We start from the raw sequence: 15303 nt of genomic DNA, 5'->3' as shown, positions 1-15303 counted from the left end.
CAGGTGCCGATTTCGGGTATGCCACGCTTTGGGTTATCCCCGTGATGTGCGTGCTATTGCTCGTCGTGCAAATGACCGCTGCTCGCATGGGCGCGGTAACGGGCAAAGGCTTCGCCGCCCTTATTCGCGAGCGATTCGGCATTCGCCTTACCGCGTTCGCCATGTGCGCGCTGCTTATTGGCAACGTCGCTACGACGTTCAGCGAATTTGCCGGTATTGCATCGGGCATGGGGCTTTTCGGCGTGCCTACCTGGGTAAGCGTGCCTATTTCCGCCGTGATCGTGTGGCTGCTCGTGGTGAAAGGGAGCTATAAAAGCGTCGAGAAGATTTTCCTCGCGATTTCCCTCGTGTTCGTGACGTACATCGTTGCTGCGTTTTTGGCTGGTCCCAACTGGGGCGATGTTGCCCATGCTACCGTGGTGCCGCAGATTCCTGCGAACGTGCATTTCATTTCGCTCGTTATTTCGATGATTGGTACCACCATTGCGCCGTGGATGATGTTTTTTGCACAAAGCAACGTTGTCGATAAAGGCGTTGGAACCGACCATGAGGAAATGTTCCTGCAGAAGGTTGATGTGGCGGCTGGTACGGTTGTTGCCTGCTTGGTCGCCTGGTTCATTATCGTTACCACGGGCGCGGTGCTCTATCCGCAGGGCATCTCGATTGGCTCCGCGCAAGATGCCGCTACCGCGCTGGCCCCGTTCGCGGGCGAATACGCGCAAATCCTGTTCGCGGCTGGCCTTACCGCGGCGAGTTTCCTGGCTGCGTGCGTGCTGCCGCTTACGACGTCGTTCGTTATTTGCGAAGCGTTCGGTTGGGAAGCCGGCGTCGACTTCACGTGGAAGGAAGCGCCCATGTTCAAGGGCATTTTCACTTCCGTCATCGTGTTCTCGGCGATTGTGGTGCTTATTCCGGGTCTCAATCTTATGAATATCATGCTTACTGCCCAGTTTATCAATGGCGTTGTGCTGCCGGTGCTGCTTGTGTTCATGGCTCTTATTGCAGCCGATAAGCGCATTATGGGAAAGTATGCGAGTGGCGTTGTGGGACGGGGTCTTATTTGGTTCACCGTGGCCATCGTTACGATACTCACCGTCGCGCTGCTTGTGATGCAGGTGCTCGGAATCGAATAGGTCTGGAACGCCCTTGGAAACCCAGGGGCGTTTTCTTTTGGATAATTCTGGGGCTGCGATGACCGGCGTTTGGATTCACCATGTCGCGTAGTTTGCGGACCTGGGCTATGTGACGTTTTTTATCTCGGTGGGTTCCTGGGCTTCGCTTTCTCATTTTTTTTGCCGCATTCATCCCTTTCGTTTCCCTGGGTGTGGGACGGTGCGCCGAAGAGGAGGTTCGCTACCGTTCGCCTTCGGCTCACTATGCGCTCACCTCGCTGCGTTTCGTTTTGAAATGAAGAGCAAGGATGAACGCAGAGCCATATCGGCGCACCGTCCCATACCCAGGGGAACGGGATGATTCGGTGATTTCTTCACTCTAGCCAAATAAAGTGCACTGTTTCGCTCGCATTTGAACTACAATATGGTATTTAGACGCTAAAAATCTCTCGTTGAAGAAAAGGGGGTCATCGACATGGGTAGGGTTTACAACTTCTCCGCGGGTCCCGCGGTGCTGCCCGAGAGCGTGCTTCGTGAAGCTGCTGAAGAAATGCTCGATTATCGCGGTTGCGGTATGTCGGTAATGGAGATGAGCCACCGATCTTCAGCTTTCAAGGCGATTATCGAAGAGGCTGAAGCCGATTTGCGCGACCTCATGGGTATCCCTGATAACTATGAGGTGCTGTTCTTGCAGGGCGGCGGTTCTACGCAGTTCGCCATGGTGCCCCTGAATCTTATGCGCGGCGGTTTTGCCGAGTATATCGTGAGCGGCTCTTGGAGCAAAAAGGCCTACCAAGAAGCGAAGCGCTTTGGCGATGCCCGTATTCTGGGTGATTCTTCCGATGGCAATTTCAGCTATGTGCCCAATGTGGCCGAGCTGCAGGTGAATCCGAACGCCGATTACGTGTATATCTGCGAAAACGAGACCATCTATGGCACCAAATACCACGCGCTGCCCAAAACGGGCGACGTGCCGCTGGTGTCCGATGTTTCGTCGTGCTTTTTGAGCGAGCCTATCGATGTGGCCAAGTACGGCCTCATTTATGGTGGCGCTCAGAAGAACGTGGGTCCTGCGGGTGTCACGATTGCTATTGTTCGCGACGACCTTATCCCCACTGATGATTTGCCCAGCGTTCCCACGATGTTGCAATACAAAACGCATGTCGACGGTGGCAGCATGTATAACACCCCGCCGTGCTACGCGATTTACGTATGCGGAAAAGTTTTCAAGTGGATTAAGGCCCAGGGTGGTCTTGAGGGCATGCGCGACATCAATGTAGCCAAGGCTCAGCTGCTTTATAACGCGCTCGACGAGAGCGATGTGTTCCATGGAACCGCTCGCAAGGAAGACCGTTCGCTTATGAATGTGCCGTTCGTTACGGGCGACACCGAACTCGATGCGAAATTCATCGCGGAAGCCGATGCTGCCGGTCTGAAGAATATTAAGGGTCACCGCAGCGTGGGCGGAATGCGTGCGAGCATTTACAACGCCATGCCTATCGAGGGCGTGCAGGCTCTCGTAGACTTCATGCGCGACTTTGAATTGCGCAACCCCGCGAGTTCGCGATCTATCTAGGGCGAGACCTCGCCCCAAATTCATTTTCTTCTCAAGCGTGGCGTTGCCAGGCTTGATTCGCACACCCGCGTACGCCTTTCGGCGTGCGCCCAACGCCCTTTGACTGGTCGGGCGCTTGGCGGGTGGTCATACTCGACACATAATCATTGTTGTAATGCGAACCTTGAATCTGCCAGGGAATCGACGGGTCGCCACGGTCTTCGGGAATCGAGGGCTTCCGTTGAATTTGGCATGCGGGTTCGATAATCTAAAAGGAGATTTCCATGCGCTATATCAAAACCATTGACGACATCACGAAAGACGGCCGGGTTAGCTTTGGCGACGGTTACGAGTTTGTGACCGAAGCCGAAAAAGCCGATGCGATTCTCATGCGTTCGACCGACCTGCATGGCTATGAGCTGCCTGAAAGCATTCGCGCCATCGCGCGTTGCGGCGCCGGTGTAAACAATATTCCCATTGAGGAATACGCTAAGAAGGGCGTCGTGGTGTTCAATTCGCCGGGCGCGAACTCCAATGCCGTAAAAGAGCTCGTTTTGGCGATGCTCGTGCTTTCGAGCCGTGGTGTTGTGCAATCGATGAATTGGGTGCGCGAAAACGCTGCCGACCCCGATATTTTCGTGAATGCGGAAAAGGCGAAGAAGGCATTCGTCGGCCGCGAGCTGAAGGGCAAGAGCATTGCCGTTATCGGTTTGGGAAACGTGGGCTCGAAGGTTGCCAATGCCTGTGCCGATCTGGGGATGGATGTGTATGGCTACGATCCGTTTATCTCCGTCGAGCATGCGTGGGCGCTTTCCCAGAAGGTTCAGCGCGTATCGACGCTCGAGGATGCGTGCCGCGACCGCGATTACCTCACGCTGCATGTGCCCTCGAAGGCCGACACAATTCATATGATTGGCGAGGAGCAGCTGAACCTGCTTGCTCCCGATGCCGTGCTTATCAACTATTCCCGCGAAACCATTGTTGACGAGGATGCCGTGGATGCCGCCCTGCGTGCTGGCAAAATCGCATGGTTTGCGACCGACTTCGCGACTCAGAAAACCGTGCTTATGCCGAACACGTTCATTACCACCCATTCGGGTGCTGGCACGGGCGAAGCTGAAGCGAATTGCGCCGATATGGCAATTTCCGAGCTTAAAGATTACTTGGAGAACGGCAATATTGCCAATTCGGTAAACTATCCCACCTGCTCCATGGGCAAAGCACGTGCGGCGAGCCGTGTGGCTTGCCTGCATGCGAATGTTCCGAATATGATCGGGCAAATTACAGCAGTGCTCGCTCGAGATAATGCCAATGTGCAGCGTATGACGAATGAAAGCGCCGGCGAGAATGCCTACACTATGTTCGATACCGATGAGCATCTCGACGACGATACCATCGAGGCCCTGAAGCAGATTCCGAGCATCTATCGCGTGCGCGTTATTAAATAAATTACGCCGTTCTACGAACGGCGTAATTGCTCGACGCTGCGCTGGGTTCTGGCGGCACGTTTCGGGCTTTGGCCCCGGCTCGCGTACCGAAGTATGCTTCGCCTCGGCCGCGCCCGAATTACACTCGCCAGAACCCATGCTCGCTGACATTTGTTTGACCTGGATCATTGCTAAGGAAAGAACATGATTGTTAAACCGTTTGCTGCTGTTCGACCAACTGCAAGTGTCGCCGACCAGGTCGCAGCCCTTCCTTATGACGTGTACGATCGAGTTGAGGCTGTTGCTGCCGTCGACGGCGAGCCCCTCTCCTTCTTGAACATTGATCGCCCCGAAACGCAATTTCCGGCTGATGTCGATATGTATGCGCCCGAGGTGTATGCGAAAGCTCGTGAGCTCTTCGACGCTCGCCGCGCCGATGGCACATTCGTCACCGAGTCTGCGCCGTGTTTCTATCTGTATGAGCTCACGATGAACGAGCGCTCGCAAACGGGTGTCGTGGCATGCTGTGCGATTGACGACTATCTCGAAAACGTTATCAAGAAGCATGAGAACACGCTCGAGAAGAAGGAGCTCGATCGCATTCGCCATATCGATGCCCTCGATGCGCAAACGGGCCCCATTTTCCTTACGTATCGCGATTCCGATGCAATCGATATTTTGGTTGCGGCAGTGAAGAAGACCGCACCGCTCTACGATTTCGCCGGTGAAGATGGCGTTACGCACCGTGTATGGCGCATGGCAGCGGCGTCGGAGGAAACTGCCTGTTCTCAAGCGTATGCCGGTTTGGTCGCGGCGTTCGCCAAGGTGCCGTGCGCCTATATTGCCGATGGACATCATCGAGCGGCATCGGCCGTGAAGGTTGGTTTGGCGCGCCGCGAGGCGAATCCGGGTTACGACGGAACCGAGGAATTCAACTACTTCATGAGCGTGCTTTTCCCTGCGTCGCAGCTTTCGATTCTTGCTTACAACCGCGTGGTGCGCGACCTTAACGGTCTCACCAAGGATGAATTCCTAAACGCCCTCGCTGGTGAAAACGGCCCGTTCGAGATTATCCATAAGCAAGAGTCCCAGCTCGAGCCAATCGATAAAGGCGCTGTGGGAATGTATCTCGACCGCGAATGGTACGGCCTTGGCGTGAAACCCGAATTCGAGAGCAGCGACCCCGTCGAAGGCCTCGACGTTTCGATTCTTCAGGAAAAGGTGCTCGCGCCTATTCTGGGAATTGGCGATCCGCGCACCGATGGGCGCATCGAGTTCGTGGGCGGAATTCGTGGCTTGCGCGAGCTCGAGCGCAAGGTGAACCGCATCGATGCGAGCGGCGATGGTCCCGCGGTGGCGTTTGCAATGTTTCCCACGTCGATCGACGAGCTGCTCAATGTGGCCGACGCCGGTCGCCTTATGCCGCCGAAGTCGACATGGTTTGAGCCGAAGCTTCGCAGCGGTTTGTTTGCTCATTTGATTTAATCGCGGCGTGGTAGCTTGTCGCTGCTTTCCCATTCGTGAGGCCAAGCAGCGACGCACCGCTGCGTTACAAGTATATTTCGTTTACCGAAAGGCCGTCTGAACTGCGATAAGCTCGTCATACACTTTTCTTTCACAGTAAATCGTGGGCGCTTTTGGCGTCGGGAGGGTTGATGCTCATGAAGGAAAGCTTGCCGCTTTACACCGATTTTGAGAAATGCCATTCAATCGATCCGTGTTATTACTCCACTTACGATATCAAGCGAGGCTTGCGCAATGCCGACGGTACGGGCGTTGTGGTTGGCGTTACGAATATCTCGAACGTGCATGGCTACGTTGTTTCCGAGGGCGATAAAGTTCCCGATCGCGGCCGCTTGTCGTATCGCGGCTACAGCATTTCCGATTTGGTCGACCATGCTGTTGCCGAAAACCGTTTCGGCTTCGAGGAAACGGCATACCTGCTTATGGCGGGCGAGCTTCCGACGGCCGAGCAGCTGAAAACCTTCAACGACCTCATCGCCGCCCAGCGCGACCTGCCCGATGGATTCACGGCGAATTATATTATGAAGCCGCCTACGCGCGATTTGATGAATGCTATGAGCCGCGCGGTGCTGCAGCTCTACGCTTTCGATGATGAAGCGGAAAACCGCAGCTCGGAGCATGAAATCGATACGGCTATCATGCTGCTCTCGCGCCTTCCGCGCATCATGGTGCTTTCTTACCATGTGATGCGCGATAAATTCTTCGGCGACTCCATGTTCATTCATCACTACATTCCCGGCCAGTCGACCGCCGAGACTATTCTGTCGATGCTGCGCCCCGATCGGCAATTTACCGACACCGAGGCAAAAACGCTCGACATTATGCTTATGCTGCATGCTGAGCACGGCGGCGGCAATAACTCGACGTTTACCTGCCGCGCTGTTACGAGTGCCGATACCGACCCGTATTCCGCTTACGCCGCGGCAATCGGCAGCTTGAAGGGTGCGCGCCATGGCGGCGCGAATAATCGCACGCTTCGCATGACCGACGACATCAAGCAGCACGTCGCCGACATTACCGACGAAGGCCAAGTGGCCGATTACCTGCGTAAAATCGTTCGCAAAGAAGCATACGATCGCACGGGTCTTATCTATGGCATGGGTCACGCGGTGTATACGCTTTCCGACCCGCGCGCTGAGTTGCTTCATAAATATGCGGAGCGTTTGGTTGTGGGTACCGAGCATGAAGCGGAATTCCGCTTGCTTGAGATTATCGAGCGCCTGGCGCCGCAGCTGCTCGCCGAGGCTGGCAAGAGCAAAGATATTTGCGCGAATGTCGACCTCTACAGTGGCTGCGTGTATTCCACGTTGGGCGTTCCTCGCGAATTGCTCACGCCGATGTTTGCAAGCGCTCGCATGGCTGGCTGGAGCGCGCACCGTTTTGAGGAAATTGTCTCGGGCAAGCGTATTATGCGCCCCGCGTTCAAGAAAACGGGCCATGCGCGCGAGTATGTCGACATCGCCGATCGAAAATAGTCCCTTTTTACTAAATTGCGGCACGAATTTGCGGTTGTGAACGATTTCCGTACTTGAAATAATGGGCTTTCTGAAAAGCCTTCCGCATAACCCCAGTTCAAATGCATGCCTCTATTCAGAAAGCATGCGAGGGCGCTAAAACAACCGTTCACAACCGCAATTCTCTGCCAGAAAGGCCGCTTCGGCGGCCCATTTCTTTCTTAAGGCTTCGTCGTGTCTGCGAAAAGGGCGCGTACAATGCTGGAAGATGTGCGTACGGAAGGAATCTTATGGCCCTGACCACCAATACCGCGCTCGCGCAACTGCAACCTTCGGGTATTCGTCGCATTACGGCTTTCGCGAAGCAGACGCCTGGGTGCATTTTGCTTACGCTCGGCGAACCAGACGGCAATACCGCCGATGTCGTGAAGGAGGAAGTTGCAAAATCTCTTGCTGCAAACGAAACGCACTATCCGCCCAATAACGGCACGGTGGAATTGCGTCGTGCGATTTCGGCTCACATGGAAAAGCGCAACCTTACCTATGGTGAAGAAGAAATCATCGTGACTTGCGGAGCGACCGAGGCATTGTTCGCGGCGCTTTCGAGCATTCTTAATCCTGGCGATGAAGTACTCGTACCCACGCCGGCGTTTGGTTTGTACGAATCAATCATCTCGGTGAACCGCGCGACGTTCGTTCCCGTCGACACGCGTCCAACCAAATTCCAGCTCACGTTGGGGCAGCTTGAAGCGGCGGCAACCGATCGCACGAAGGCAATCGTACTCACGTCCCCGAACAATCCCACGGGTTGCGTGCTCAATCCGCGTTCCTTGGATGCGGTTGCGAAATTCGCAAAAGCTCATGACATATTTGTCATCTGCGACGATGTGTACACGAGTCTCGTTTACGAAGGCGTGTACAAAAGCGACGAAGGCGTGCATCTTGGCTTTGCGAGTTGCTATGGCGAACTACGCGACCGCATTATCGTATGCGACAGCTTTTCGAAGCCGTACGCCATGACTGGTTGGCGTCTTGGTTGGGTTGCGGCCGATGCTCCGATTTCGGCACAAATCGCAAAAATGCATCAGTATATGGTGTCGTCGGTTCCTTCGTTTGTGCAGCGCGCGGCGATTCGAGCGCTGAAGGAAGACGCTGCACCGGCGCGCGAAGTGTATCGCGGCCGCCGCGACTATGTGCTTGCCCGCTTGAGGGAAATCGGCTTGGATGTCGTCGAGCCCGACGGCGCCTTCTACGTATTCCCCTCTATCGAGAAATTCGGCATGTCTTCGGATGAATTCTGCACGCGTCTCATTGCAGAGAAGGGCGTCGCGCTTGTGCCCGGTTCTTGTTTTGCTGCCGAGGGGTTCGTGCGTCTGTCATATTGCTGTAGCATGGAAAACCTTGAAGAAGGATTGAACCGCTTGGCGGCCTTTGTCCAAACCTTGGAATAGCGTTCCGTATAGTGGAACGGGTTTCCCGTGGATAGGGCCCGCTCCCTCAAATGCGGTGTAGAATAACGTCGTTCACAATCTCGCGTATCGAGATGGTTGTGCGTAACGCTGTCGTGCGATTTCGTTCGGCGGTTTTCCAACCAAGAAGGGGACATATATGTCTGATGTTAAGAATATCCTGGTCACCGGCGGCGCTGGCTTTATTGGCAGCCATACGTGCGTCGAGTTGCTCCAGGCTGGTTATGGCGTGGTCATTATCGACGACCTGTCGAATTCCTGCGAGAAGGCCGTTAATCGCATCGCTCAAATCGTGAAGCAGGCAGAAGCCGACGGCAAGGCTCCGGCGGGTGCTTCCGAGCGAATGAAGTTCTACGAGGACAATGTGCTCAATCGCGACGCGCTCGAGCGCATCTTTGCCGAGAATGATATTTACGGCGTTATTCACTTCGCTGGGTTCAAGGCCGTGGGCGAGAGCGTCGAAAAGCCGCTCGAGTACTACTACAACAACATCACCAACACGCTCATTTTGTGCGACGTCATGCGCAAGCATGGCTGCAAGCGCATTGTGTTCAGCTCGAGCGCCACGGTGTATGGCGAACCCGACAGCGTGCCTTTAAGCGAGACTGCCGAGAAGAAACCGGCCACCAACCCCTATGGTTGGACGAAATGGATGATTGAGCAGATTCTTACCGACCTGCACACCGCCGACCCCGAATGGGACGTTGTGCTGCTTCGTTACTTCAATCCCATTGGCGCGCACGAAACCGGCCTCATCGGCGAAGACCCGAAGGGCATTCCGAATAACCTCGTGCCGTATGTCGCACAGGTCGCGATTGGCAAAATGAAGGCCGTTCGCGTGTTCGGCAACGATTATCCCACGCCCGATGGCACGGGTGTGCGCGATTACATCCACGTGGTTGACTTGGCACGCGGCCATGTCGCGGCGCTCAACTGGATGGATGGCAAGACGGGCGTTGAGGTTGTGAACCTCGGCACCGGTAAAGGCTCGAGTGTGCTTGATGTGGTGGCGGCGTTCAGCCGCGCATGCGGCCGTGAGCTTCCCGTTGATATTCAGCCGCGCCGTGCAGGCGATGTTGCGGAAAACTATGCCGACCCACAGAAGGCCAAGGACGTATTCGGCTGGGTTGCAGAATACGACCTCGATCGCATGTGTGCCGATTCGTGGCGCTGGCAGTCGATGAACCCAAATGGGTATGCCGATTAGCTGCGGAATTCGACGTGCTTGTCCAGTGCGTGTTATAATGTATACATCAGCGATGCCCGCCTAGTTGACTCGGGTAAAAGGCGACTAGCTTACGGGTGACGCCGGTGTTACTTTGAGGGCGGTTTGGTTAATCCAGCCGCCTTCTCTGTTTTCTCGACTTCCTCCGCTTCCTTCTGAACAAATCGAACAGTCCCATCACGAATGAAAAGATGGAGCAAAGCCCCGCGATTGCGTTGAAGATATCCATTGGGTGCCTCCTTCTTTTCAGGAAGGCGCAACCCGCAAGACGCGGACACCACTGACGGACAAACTATATCAAAAATATCGAATAAATGTTCGTTAAAAATAGAACTTTTGGTATTGCTTAAGGAATGCCAAGAATTCTTCGTCTTGGGGGCTTAAAGTTCGGTCGGTGCGCCATGCCACGCCGAAACCCCAGGTGAGTTCTTCGACTGGAATGCCTATAAGTCCTTCTTTCTCGAAAAGCGTTGCGTGGGGTTGCGGCATGAGAGCCACGGCGCGCCCTTGCATTGCGGCCTCCAATACAGCAATCATCTCGGTCGTGTAAATGAATTGCGCTTCAGGGGCTCCCTCGCGAATGATGGGATCGTTCTTTCTGCTGGTTCTGAATTCCCCGGGGGTGACGCAAGCGATGGTGAGCCCGTTTAGATCGGCCACGTGAAGTATGCTTTTCTGCGCAAGAGGGCAATCCTTTTTCACGACTAAATGCATGCGGTCCTTCAGAATGGGCAACGACGAAAACATCGTATGGTCTATAGGGTCGTTGATCAAGGCGAAGTCGCATGTTTTCTCGTAAAGGCTGCTTTCGCAATCGTAGTCCACGACATCGCGCGATATTTCGACGCGTGTCCCCGTGGAGTTTTGCTCGTTGAATTTATCGATGATGTTATGCGGCAGCGAATTTGTGAGCCCCGTCGAAATGGCGAATGAAATATTGCCCGATTTGCGTTTTTGCAGGGCCTCTATCTCGTCAAGCATAACGTCATATTCGTTATGTATCGTGCGCGCTCGACGATAGAAGAGCTTTCCGTATTCCGTCAGCTCAAGCGCCCCCGACTCGTTTGCAATAAGAGGAACGCCCAAAGTTGCCTCTAATCGCTTGATTGCCGTTGAAAGGCCTTGTGTTGTAAGGAAAAGTTCCCGAGCCGCCCTCGCATAGCTTTTCGTGCGCGCAAGGGTAGTGAAATACTGGCAAACTTTGATATCCATAAGCCATCCCTCCCATAGGCTTATTGCATGGGTGCGGCTCCCCAACCGCGCCTTCTAAATAGGTTCCCTCACCGGCGCTTGGGGGTCAAGGTGTTTGAGCATTCTCGGTTTGTTTCAAAACATAAAAAAGCTGTTGATTTCATTTTCGGGTCGTTCATCGCAGAATTCGTGGTGAGGGAGCCGCCAGGGAGGGCGGTTCAAACAAGGGAATCCACAGGAGGGAAACATGGATATCTCAAGGCGTAATTTCTTGAAGGCCGGCGCGGTTGCGAGCGCTCTTGGCTTGGGCGGTGCCGCTTTGGCGGGGTGCTCTTCGCCGTCTTCGGCGAGCGAAAGCAAAGCGAAAGCGAAGGATTCCGCCGAATACGACCCTATGGCATGGCTGGGTGAAGCGCCCGATTTGACTCCGGAACAGTGCGATGAAACGGTCGAGACTGAGGTTTTGGTCGTTGGCTCTGCGCTTGCTGGTTCCATGGCTGCGTATGGCGCTGTGAAAAATGGCGCTAAGGTGAACGTCATCGAACGCAATGGCGCACCTCATATTGGCGGCATGACCATCTCGTTCTTGAACTCCGAGACCCAGCTTTCGCAAGGCTTGCCGAAATACGACAAGGTGCAGGTTGCGAACCAGATGTTCAACCTCACGCAGTATCGCTCTGACATGAAACTCAATGCCGTGTGGTGCAACCGTTCGGGTGAAATTTTGGATAATCTGGTGAAGGATTTCTGCGAACCCTATGGCCAGTATTACCAGCCGCTGAGCTTGGAAGGTATCTTCCCCGATCCCACACAGGAAATTAATTCCTATATTTCCACGGGCGTGGCTTTCTCCGAGAAAACCGACATCCTTACCGACTTCACCCACAACATTCACAAGTTTCTTGAGGATGAGGGCGTTATTACCGACTACAACACGCGCGGCGAAGTTATCGTGAAAGACGATTCCGGCAAAGTGACCGGCGTTATTGCCAGCAAGGGCGATAAGAAGGTTTACTACAAGGCCAGTAAGGGCGTCATCATGTGCACGGGCTCGTTCGGCGCGAACGAAGCTATGGTGAATCGCTTCTTCTCGCCAGAGCTTGCGAAATTTGCCCTCGAGAACAACTCGTACAACGCATATATGGGCGATGACCCCGTTGATGAAGTTATGGACGATGGCCTTGGCCATAAAATGCTGTGCTGGGCCGGCGGCCAGATGGAAGACCGTTCCGGCTACGCTTCTTGGCAGACCACCGCATGGCGTTCGTTCCCCTATTTGCTGGTTGACAGCAAGGGCGAGCGTTTTATGAATGAATGTACGTCGCTTCTGACCAGCGTTCACCTGATTGCCGATCTTCCGGGCGACGACAATTATGTGTGGCAGATTATTCCGACCAACGATTTCGCCATGCCTTCTTCGTTCGGCTACAACAAAGAACAGGCGGCGCAGGTGTTCGATATTGAAAAGACCGAACACTATGAAGCCGATTCCATTGAAGAGCTTGCCAAGAAGATCAACGTTCCCGCCGACGCTTTGGTTGCCACGGTGAAACGCTACAACGAGATGTGCGAGAAGGGCGAAGACACCGATTACATGAAGGCCAAGCGCTATCTTGATCCGATTGACGACGGCCCGTACCAAGCCTGGAAGATGACGTATCTGTTCTATTGCACACTCGGCGGTGTTCGCTGCAACGAGAACTTGCAAGTGCTCGATGAAAATCGCGACCCCATTCCTGGCTTGTATGCCGCCGGCAATACGGTTGGCTACCGTTTTGGTTCCAGCTATGAGACATTGCTGCACGGCGGTTCGAATGGCCTGGCCGCAACGCATGGCTACCTGGCTGGTGAATCTGCCGCGAAAGCATAGTCGAGAAAATATTTCTTCGCGATTCCCTTGCCCCCATCGAGCCCTTCCTTTATTCGATGGGCATATAGAAGAAACCCGCAGTCGTGCGATCTGCGGGTTTCTTGTTTCATTAGCACATTATTGGCCGAGGTCTTGCGTATCGGTGGTATTGATGCGAGCCCCCTATTCGCTTCTTAACGCTTCGACCGGGTCTTTCTTCGCGGCGGCGCTTGAAGGAATGAGGCCTGCCAAGAATGTGAGCAACACGCTTATGCCGACCAGGGCAATTGCAGCCTGCCACGGCAGGATCGCGACGTTTTCCACGTCAAATAACGAGTACACAATCGCGTTCGCGGGAATGCATGCCAGAGCTGTAAGCCCGATGCCGATAACGCCTGCCGCGAAACCGACGATGATGGTTTCGGCGTTGAATACGCGGCTGATATCGCCCTTGCTCGCACCAATCGAGCGTAAAATGCCAATTTCTTTCTTGCGTTCAAGCACGCTGATGTAGGTGATGATGCCAATCATGATAGAACTCACCACAAGCGAAATCGCGACGAACGCTACCAATACATAGCTGATCATATTCACAATGGTAGTCACGCTGCTCATGAGTGCGCCCACGATGTCGGTATAGCTCACGACTTTATCTTCGTCGCCAGTGGCGTTCATTTTGTCGTTGTAACCATCGAGGATGTCAATCACGCTTTGCTTGCTTTCGAAATCCTTCGGGTAAATGTCGATGCTCGCCGGCTTCGCGTAGTCGGCCCAGCCGAACTTCTTTATGTTGTTATCGTAGCTGCTCTGCTCGGTCGACATGAGGCTCGCCATGAGCTCGGAAAGCTCCTGCTCGTTCATATTCATTTGGAATGCGTCGGCAAAAGCGCTCTCATCGATGCCCATAGCTTTTGACATATTTGCCGAGAGGGTGGACATATAGGTGGTCATCGCGGAGGAGACTTGGTTTTGGATCGCTGTTCCATATTGCATCATGACCTGCGTCATTGCTGTTTGCATATACGACTGCATAGCGACGGAAAGCTGCGCTTGCAACTGCTGCGAAATAGCTGCAGAAAGTGCGGGTAGAAGCTGCGCTTGTAGTTGTTGTGAAAGCTGCTCTTGCAGCTGCTGTTGGATTTGTTCGCTCATACCGCTGAAATCGATGCTGTCGGCAATAGCCTTCTCTATGGCGGCTTTCGTGATGGGGTCTGCGAGATACGCCTCAACTGCCGCTTTTTGATCGGTGGCGTATTCAGGGTGGTCGCCCTTGATTTGCTCCTGGAGCCAAGAGGGGTACGCGCCCATGATATCCATGACGCCTCGGGTTAGAACATCGGTTTTGATATCGGGCTGGGTGCCATCGAAGTTGAGCTTGATATTGCTGAAGTCGAGGTTTAACTGGCTCATGTCAATCTTGCTTGGGTCGATTTGAACGCCCGAAGCATCGAATGCTGGCATGTTGGACAAGTCGATACTGGCCCCCGACAAATCCATGCTGCTCGAGAGGTCGGCGTTCGAGAGACCTGCGGCCAGCGCGCTTTCGTCAAACGTGAACGCGCTCTGCAGCTTTTCGCCGTCAATTGTGAACAGGCTCGACATATCGAATCCATTGCCATCTTTCGCTTCGTCTTCTTCTTCGGCGAACGATTTGCCTGTAATCACATTGGTTGCGGGGTCTGCCTGCTGATCCTTTACGATTTGTTTGTCGCTCGCCTCATCAATGAGGTGGTTGATCAAATCGTTCGAGTAATACAGGCCCGTTGAAAGCGAAGTAATTTTCTCGCCCTCTTTCGGCTTCACTACGCCGCATACCTTAAGCGTTTCGCCATGGTCGACCAAACTTTTCATGTAGTCGGCATCGCTGCTCTTGTTTTTCCAAACTTGGTAATCGCTGTCGTACTGATAGAAATCGGCGCCATTGACGAGCTTGAACTCCACATTCATGAGGTCGTCGTAGTCGAGGTCGAGCGTGTTGTCGGGTACCTGTACTTCTTCCTCGTTGGCGAATTCGCGCACCATTTCTTCGAGTTCCTTATGGTCGCGCAAACCCATGGAGTACAGCATGAAATCGCTCACGTTGCCGTTCGGTGTGAGCACTGCTACGACCTCGTCGTAATTTTCAGGCCAATGGCCCGCGACGACGTCGTATTGGTTATCGACCTGGCTCATGTTCGCGGGCAGCTTGTAGAAAATGTTCGTGCTCATCATCGACGACATGATGCCGTTGCTCGATGCGCCTAATCCCACGCTCGCGAACGACTTATCGGGGTTTACCTGGTGTACGCCGTCGTCGGTGTTTGAATTGAAAATCTGCGGAGTGACGCTATAGCCGTATTCGATTGAATTCACGTAGCTGTCGATGTCGGTGCTGCCGTTGTCGAAATACTCTTTCAGCGATGCGAGGTCGTTGCTTCCGATGCTCGAGAACATGCCTGTGATCATTTTCGATTCATGCACCGGCTTGCCCGAATCGCTCGAAGCGGTCGCATCGTTT

Annotated in this window: 10 protein-coding genes; 8 read left to right on the top strand and 2 right to left on the bottom strand. The window is 54.1% G+C overall.

The window, feature by feature from the left end:
- From ACWI8T_RS04710 to galE, 7 genes are all read left to right on the top strand, one after another.
- Positions 1 to 1133 (top strand): NRAMP family divalent metal transporter (locus ACWI8T_RS04710; RefSeq protein ID WP_449138129.1); only part of this gene is annotated, 1133 nt, incomplete at its 5' end.
- A gap of 454 nt (positions 1134 to 1587) precedes the next feature.
- Entirely contained in the window at positions 1588 to 2688 is a 1101-nt protein-coding gene (gene serC, locus ACWI8T_RS04705; protein WP_449138128.1) for a 3-phosphoserine/phosphohydroxythreonine transaminase, read from the top strand.
- Between the two features lie 263 nt (positions 2689 to 2951).
- Complete coding sequence (locus tag ACWI8T_RS04700) at positions 2952 to 4115, top strand: phosphoglycerate dehydrogenase (RefSeq protein ID WP_449138127.1); 1164 nt, start codon at positions 2952 to 2954, stop codon at positions 4113 to 4115.
- Between the two features lie 183 nt (positions 4116 to 4298).
- Positions 4299 to 5579 carry a DUF1015 domain-containing protein gene (locus tag ACWI8T_RS04695; RefSeq protein WP_449138126.1) on the top strand — a complete coding sequence of 427 codons (1281 nt, stop codon included), beginning with the start codon at positions 4299 to 4301 and terminating at the stop codon, positions 5577 to 5579.
- Positions 5580 to 5749: 170 nt separating this feature from the next.
- Positions 5750 to 7093: a citrate/2-methylcitrate synthase gene (locus ACWI8T_RS04690; protein WP_449138125.1), complete on the top strand. Its 1344-nt coding sequence runs from the start codon at positions 5750 to 5752 to the stop codon at positions 7091 to 7093.
- 269 nt (positions 7094 to 7362) lie between these two features.
- Positions 7363 to 8523 (top strand): pyridoxal phosphate-dependent aminotransferase, encoded by a 1161-nt coding sequence (locus ACWI8T_RS04685; protein WP_449138124.1) that lies wholly within the window; start codon positions 7363 to 7365, stop codon positions 8521 to 8523.
- 157 nt (positions 8524 to 8680) lie between these two features.
- Positions 8681 to 9748: a UDP-glucose 4-epimerase GalE gene (gene galE, locus ACWI8T_RS04680; protein ID WP_449138123.1), complete on the top strand. Its 1068-nt coding sequence runs from the start codon at positions 8681 to 8683 to the stop codon at positions 9746 to 9748.
- A gap of 339 nt (positions 9749 to 10087) precedes the next feature.
- Here galE and ACWI8T_RS04675 read toward each other — a convergent pair whose 3' ends face one another.
- Positions 10088 to 10978 (bottom strand): LysR family transcriptional regulator, encoded by an 891-nt coding sequence (locus tag ACWI8T_RS04675; protein ID WP_449138122.1) that lies wholly within the window; start codon positions 10976 to 10978, stop codon positions 10088 to 10090.
- Between the two features lie 226 nt (positions 10979 to 11204).
- Between ACWI8T_RS04675 and ACWI8T_RS04670 the strand changes: the two genes are divergently transcribed.
- Positions 11205 to 12827 (top strand): FAD-dependent oxidoreductase, encoded by a 1623-nt coding sequence (locus ACWI8T_RS04670; RefSeq protein WP_449138121.1) that lies wholly within the window; start codon positions 11205 to 11207, stop codon positions 12825 to 12827.
- 162 nt (positions 12828 to 12989) lie between these two features.
- Here the strand turns inward: ACWI8T_RS04670 and ACWI8T_RS04665 are convergent.
- Positions 12990 to 15303, bottom strand: a 2314-nt coding sequence (locus ACWI8T_RS04665) for an ABC transporter permease (protein WP_449138120.1), incomplete at its 5' end; no start/stop codon positions are given.

It is taken from the genome of Slackia sp., assembly GCF_977041755.1.
Note: the sequence above shows the minus strand (reverse complement) of the source record. Positions and strands in the feature narration are given on the sequence as shown.

Bases quoted from the DNA above. Each gene is read 5' to 3' on its own strand.
- serC (WP_449138128.1), top strand. From the start codon at position 1,588: ATGGGTAGGGTTTACAACTTCTCCGCGGGTCCCGCGGTGCTGCCCGAG.
- ACWI8T_RS04700 (WP_449138127.1), top strand. From the start codon at position 2,952: ATGCGCTATATCAAAACCATTGACGACATCACGAAAGACGGCCGGGTT.
- ACWI8T_RS04695 (WP_449138126.1), top strand. From the start codon at position 4,299: ATGATTGTTAAACCGTTTGCTGCTGTTCGACCAACTGCAAGTGTCGCC.
- ACWI8T_RS04690 (WP_449138125.1), top strand. From the start codon at position 5,750: ATGCTCATGAAGGAAAGCTTGCCGCTTTACACCGATTTTGAGAAATGC.
- ACWI8T_RS04685 (WP_449138124.1), top strand. From the start codon at position 7,363: ATGGCCCTGACCACCAATACCGCGCTCGCGCAACTGCAACCTTCGGGT.
- galE (WP_449138123.1), top strand. From the start codon at position 8,681: ATGTCTGATGTTAAGAATATCCTGGTCACCGGCGGCGCTGGCTTTATT.
- ACWI8T_RS04675 (WP_449138122.1), bottom strand. From the start codon at position 10,978: ATGGATATCAAAGTTTGCCAGTATTTCACTACCCTTGCGCGCACGAAA.
- ACWI8T_RS04670 (WP_449138121.1), top strand. From the start codon at position 11,205: ATGGATATCTCAAGGCGTAATTTCTTGAAGGCCGGCGCGGTTGCGAGC.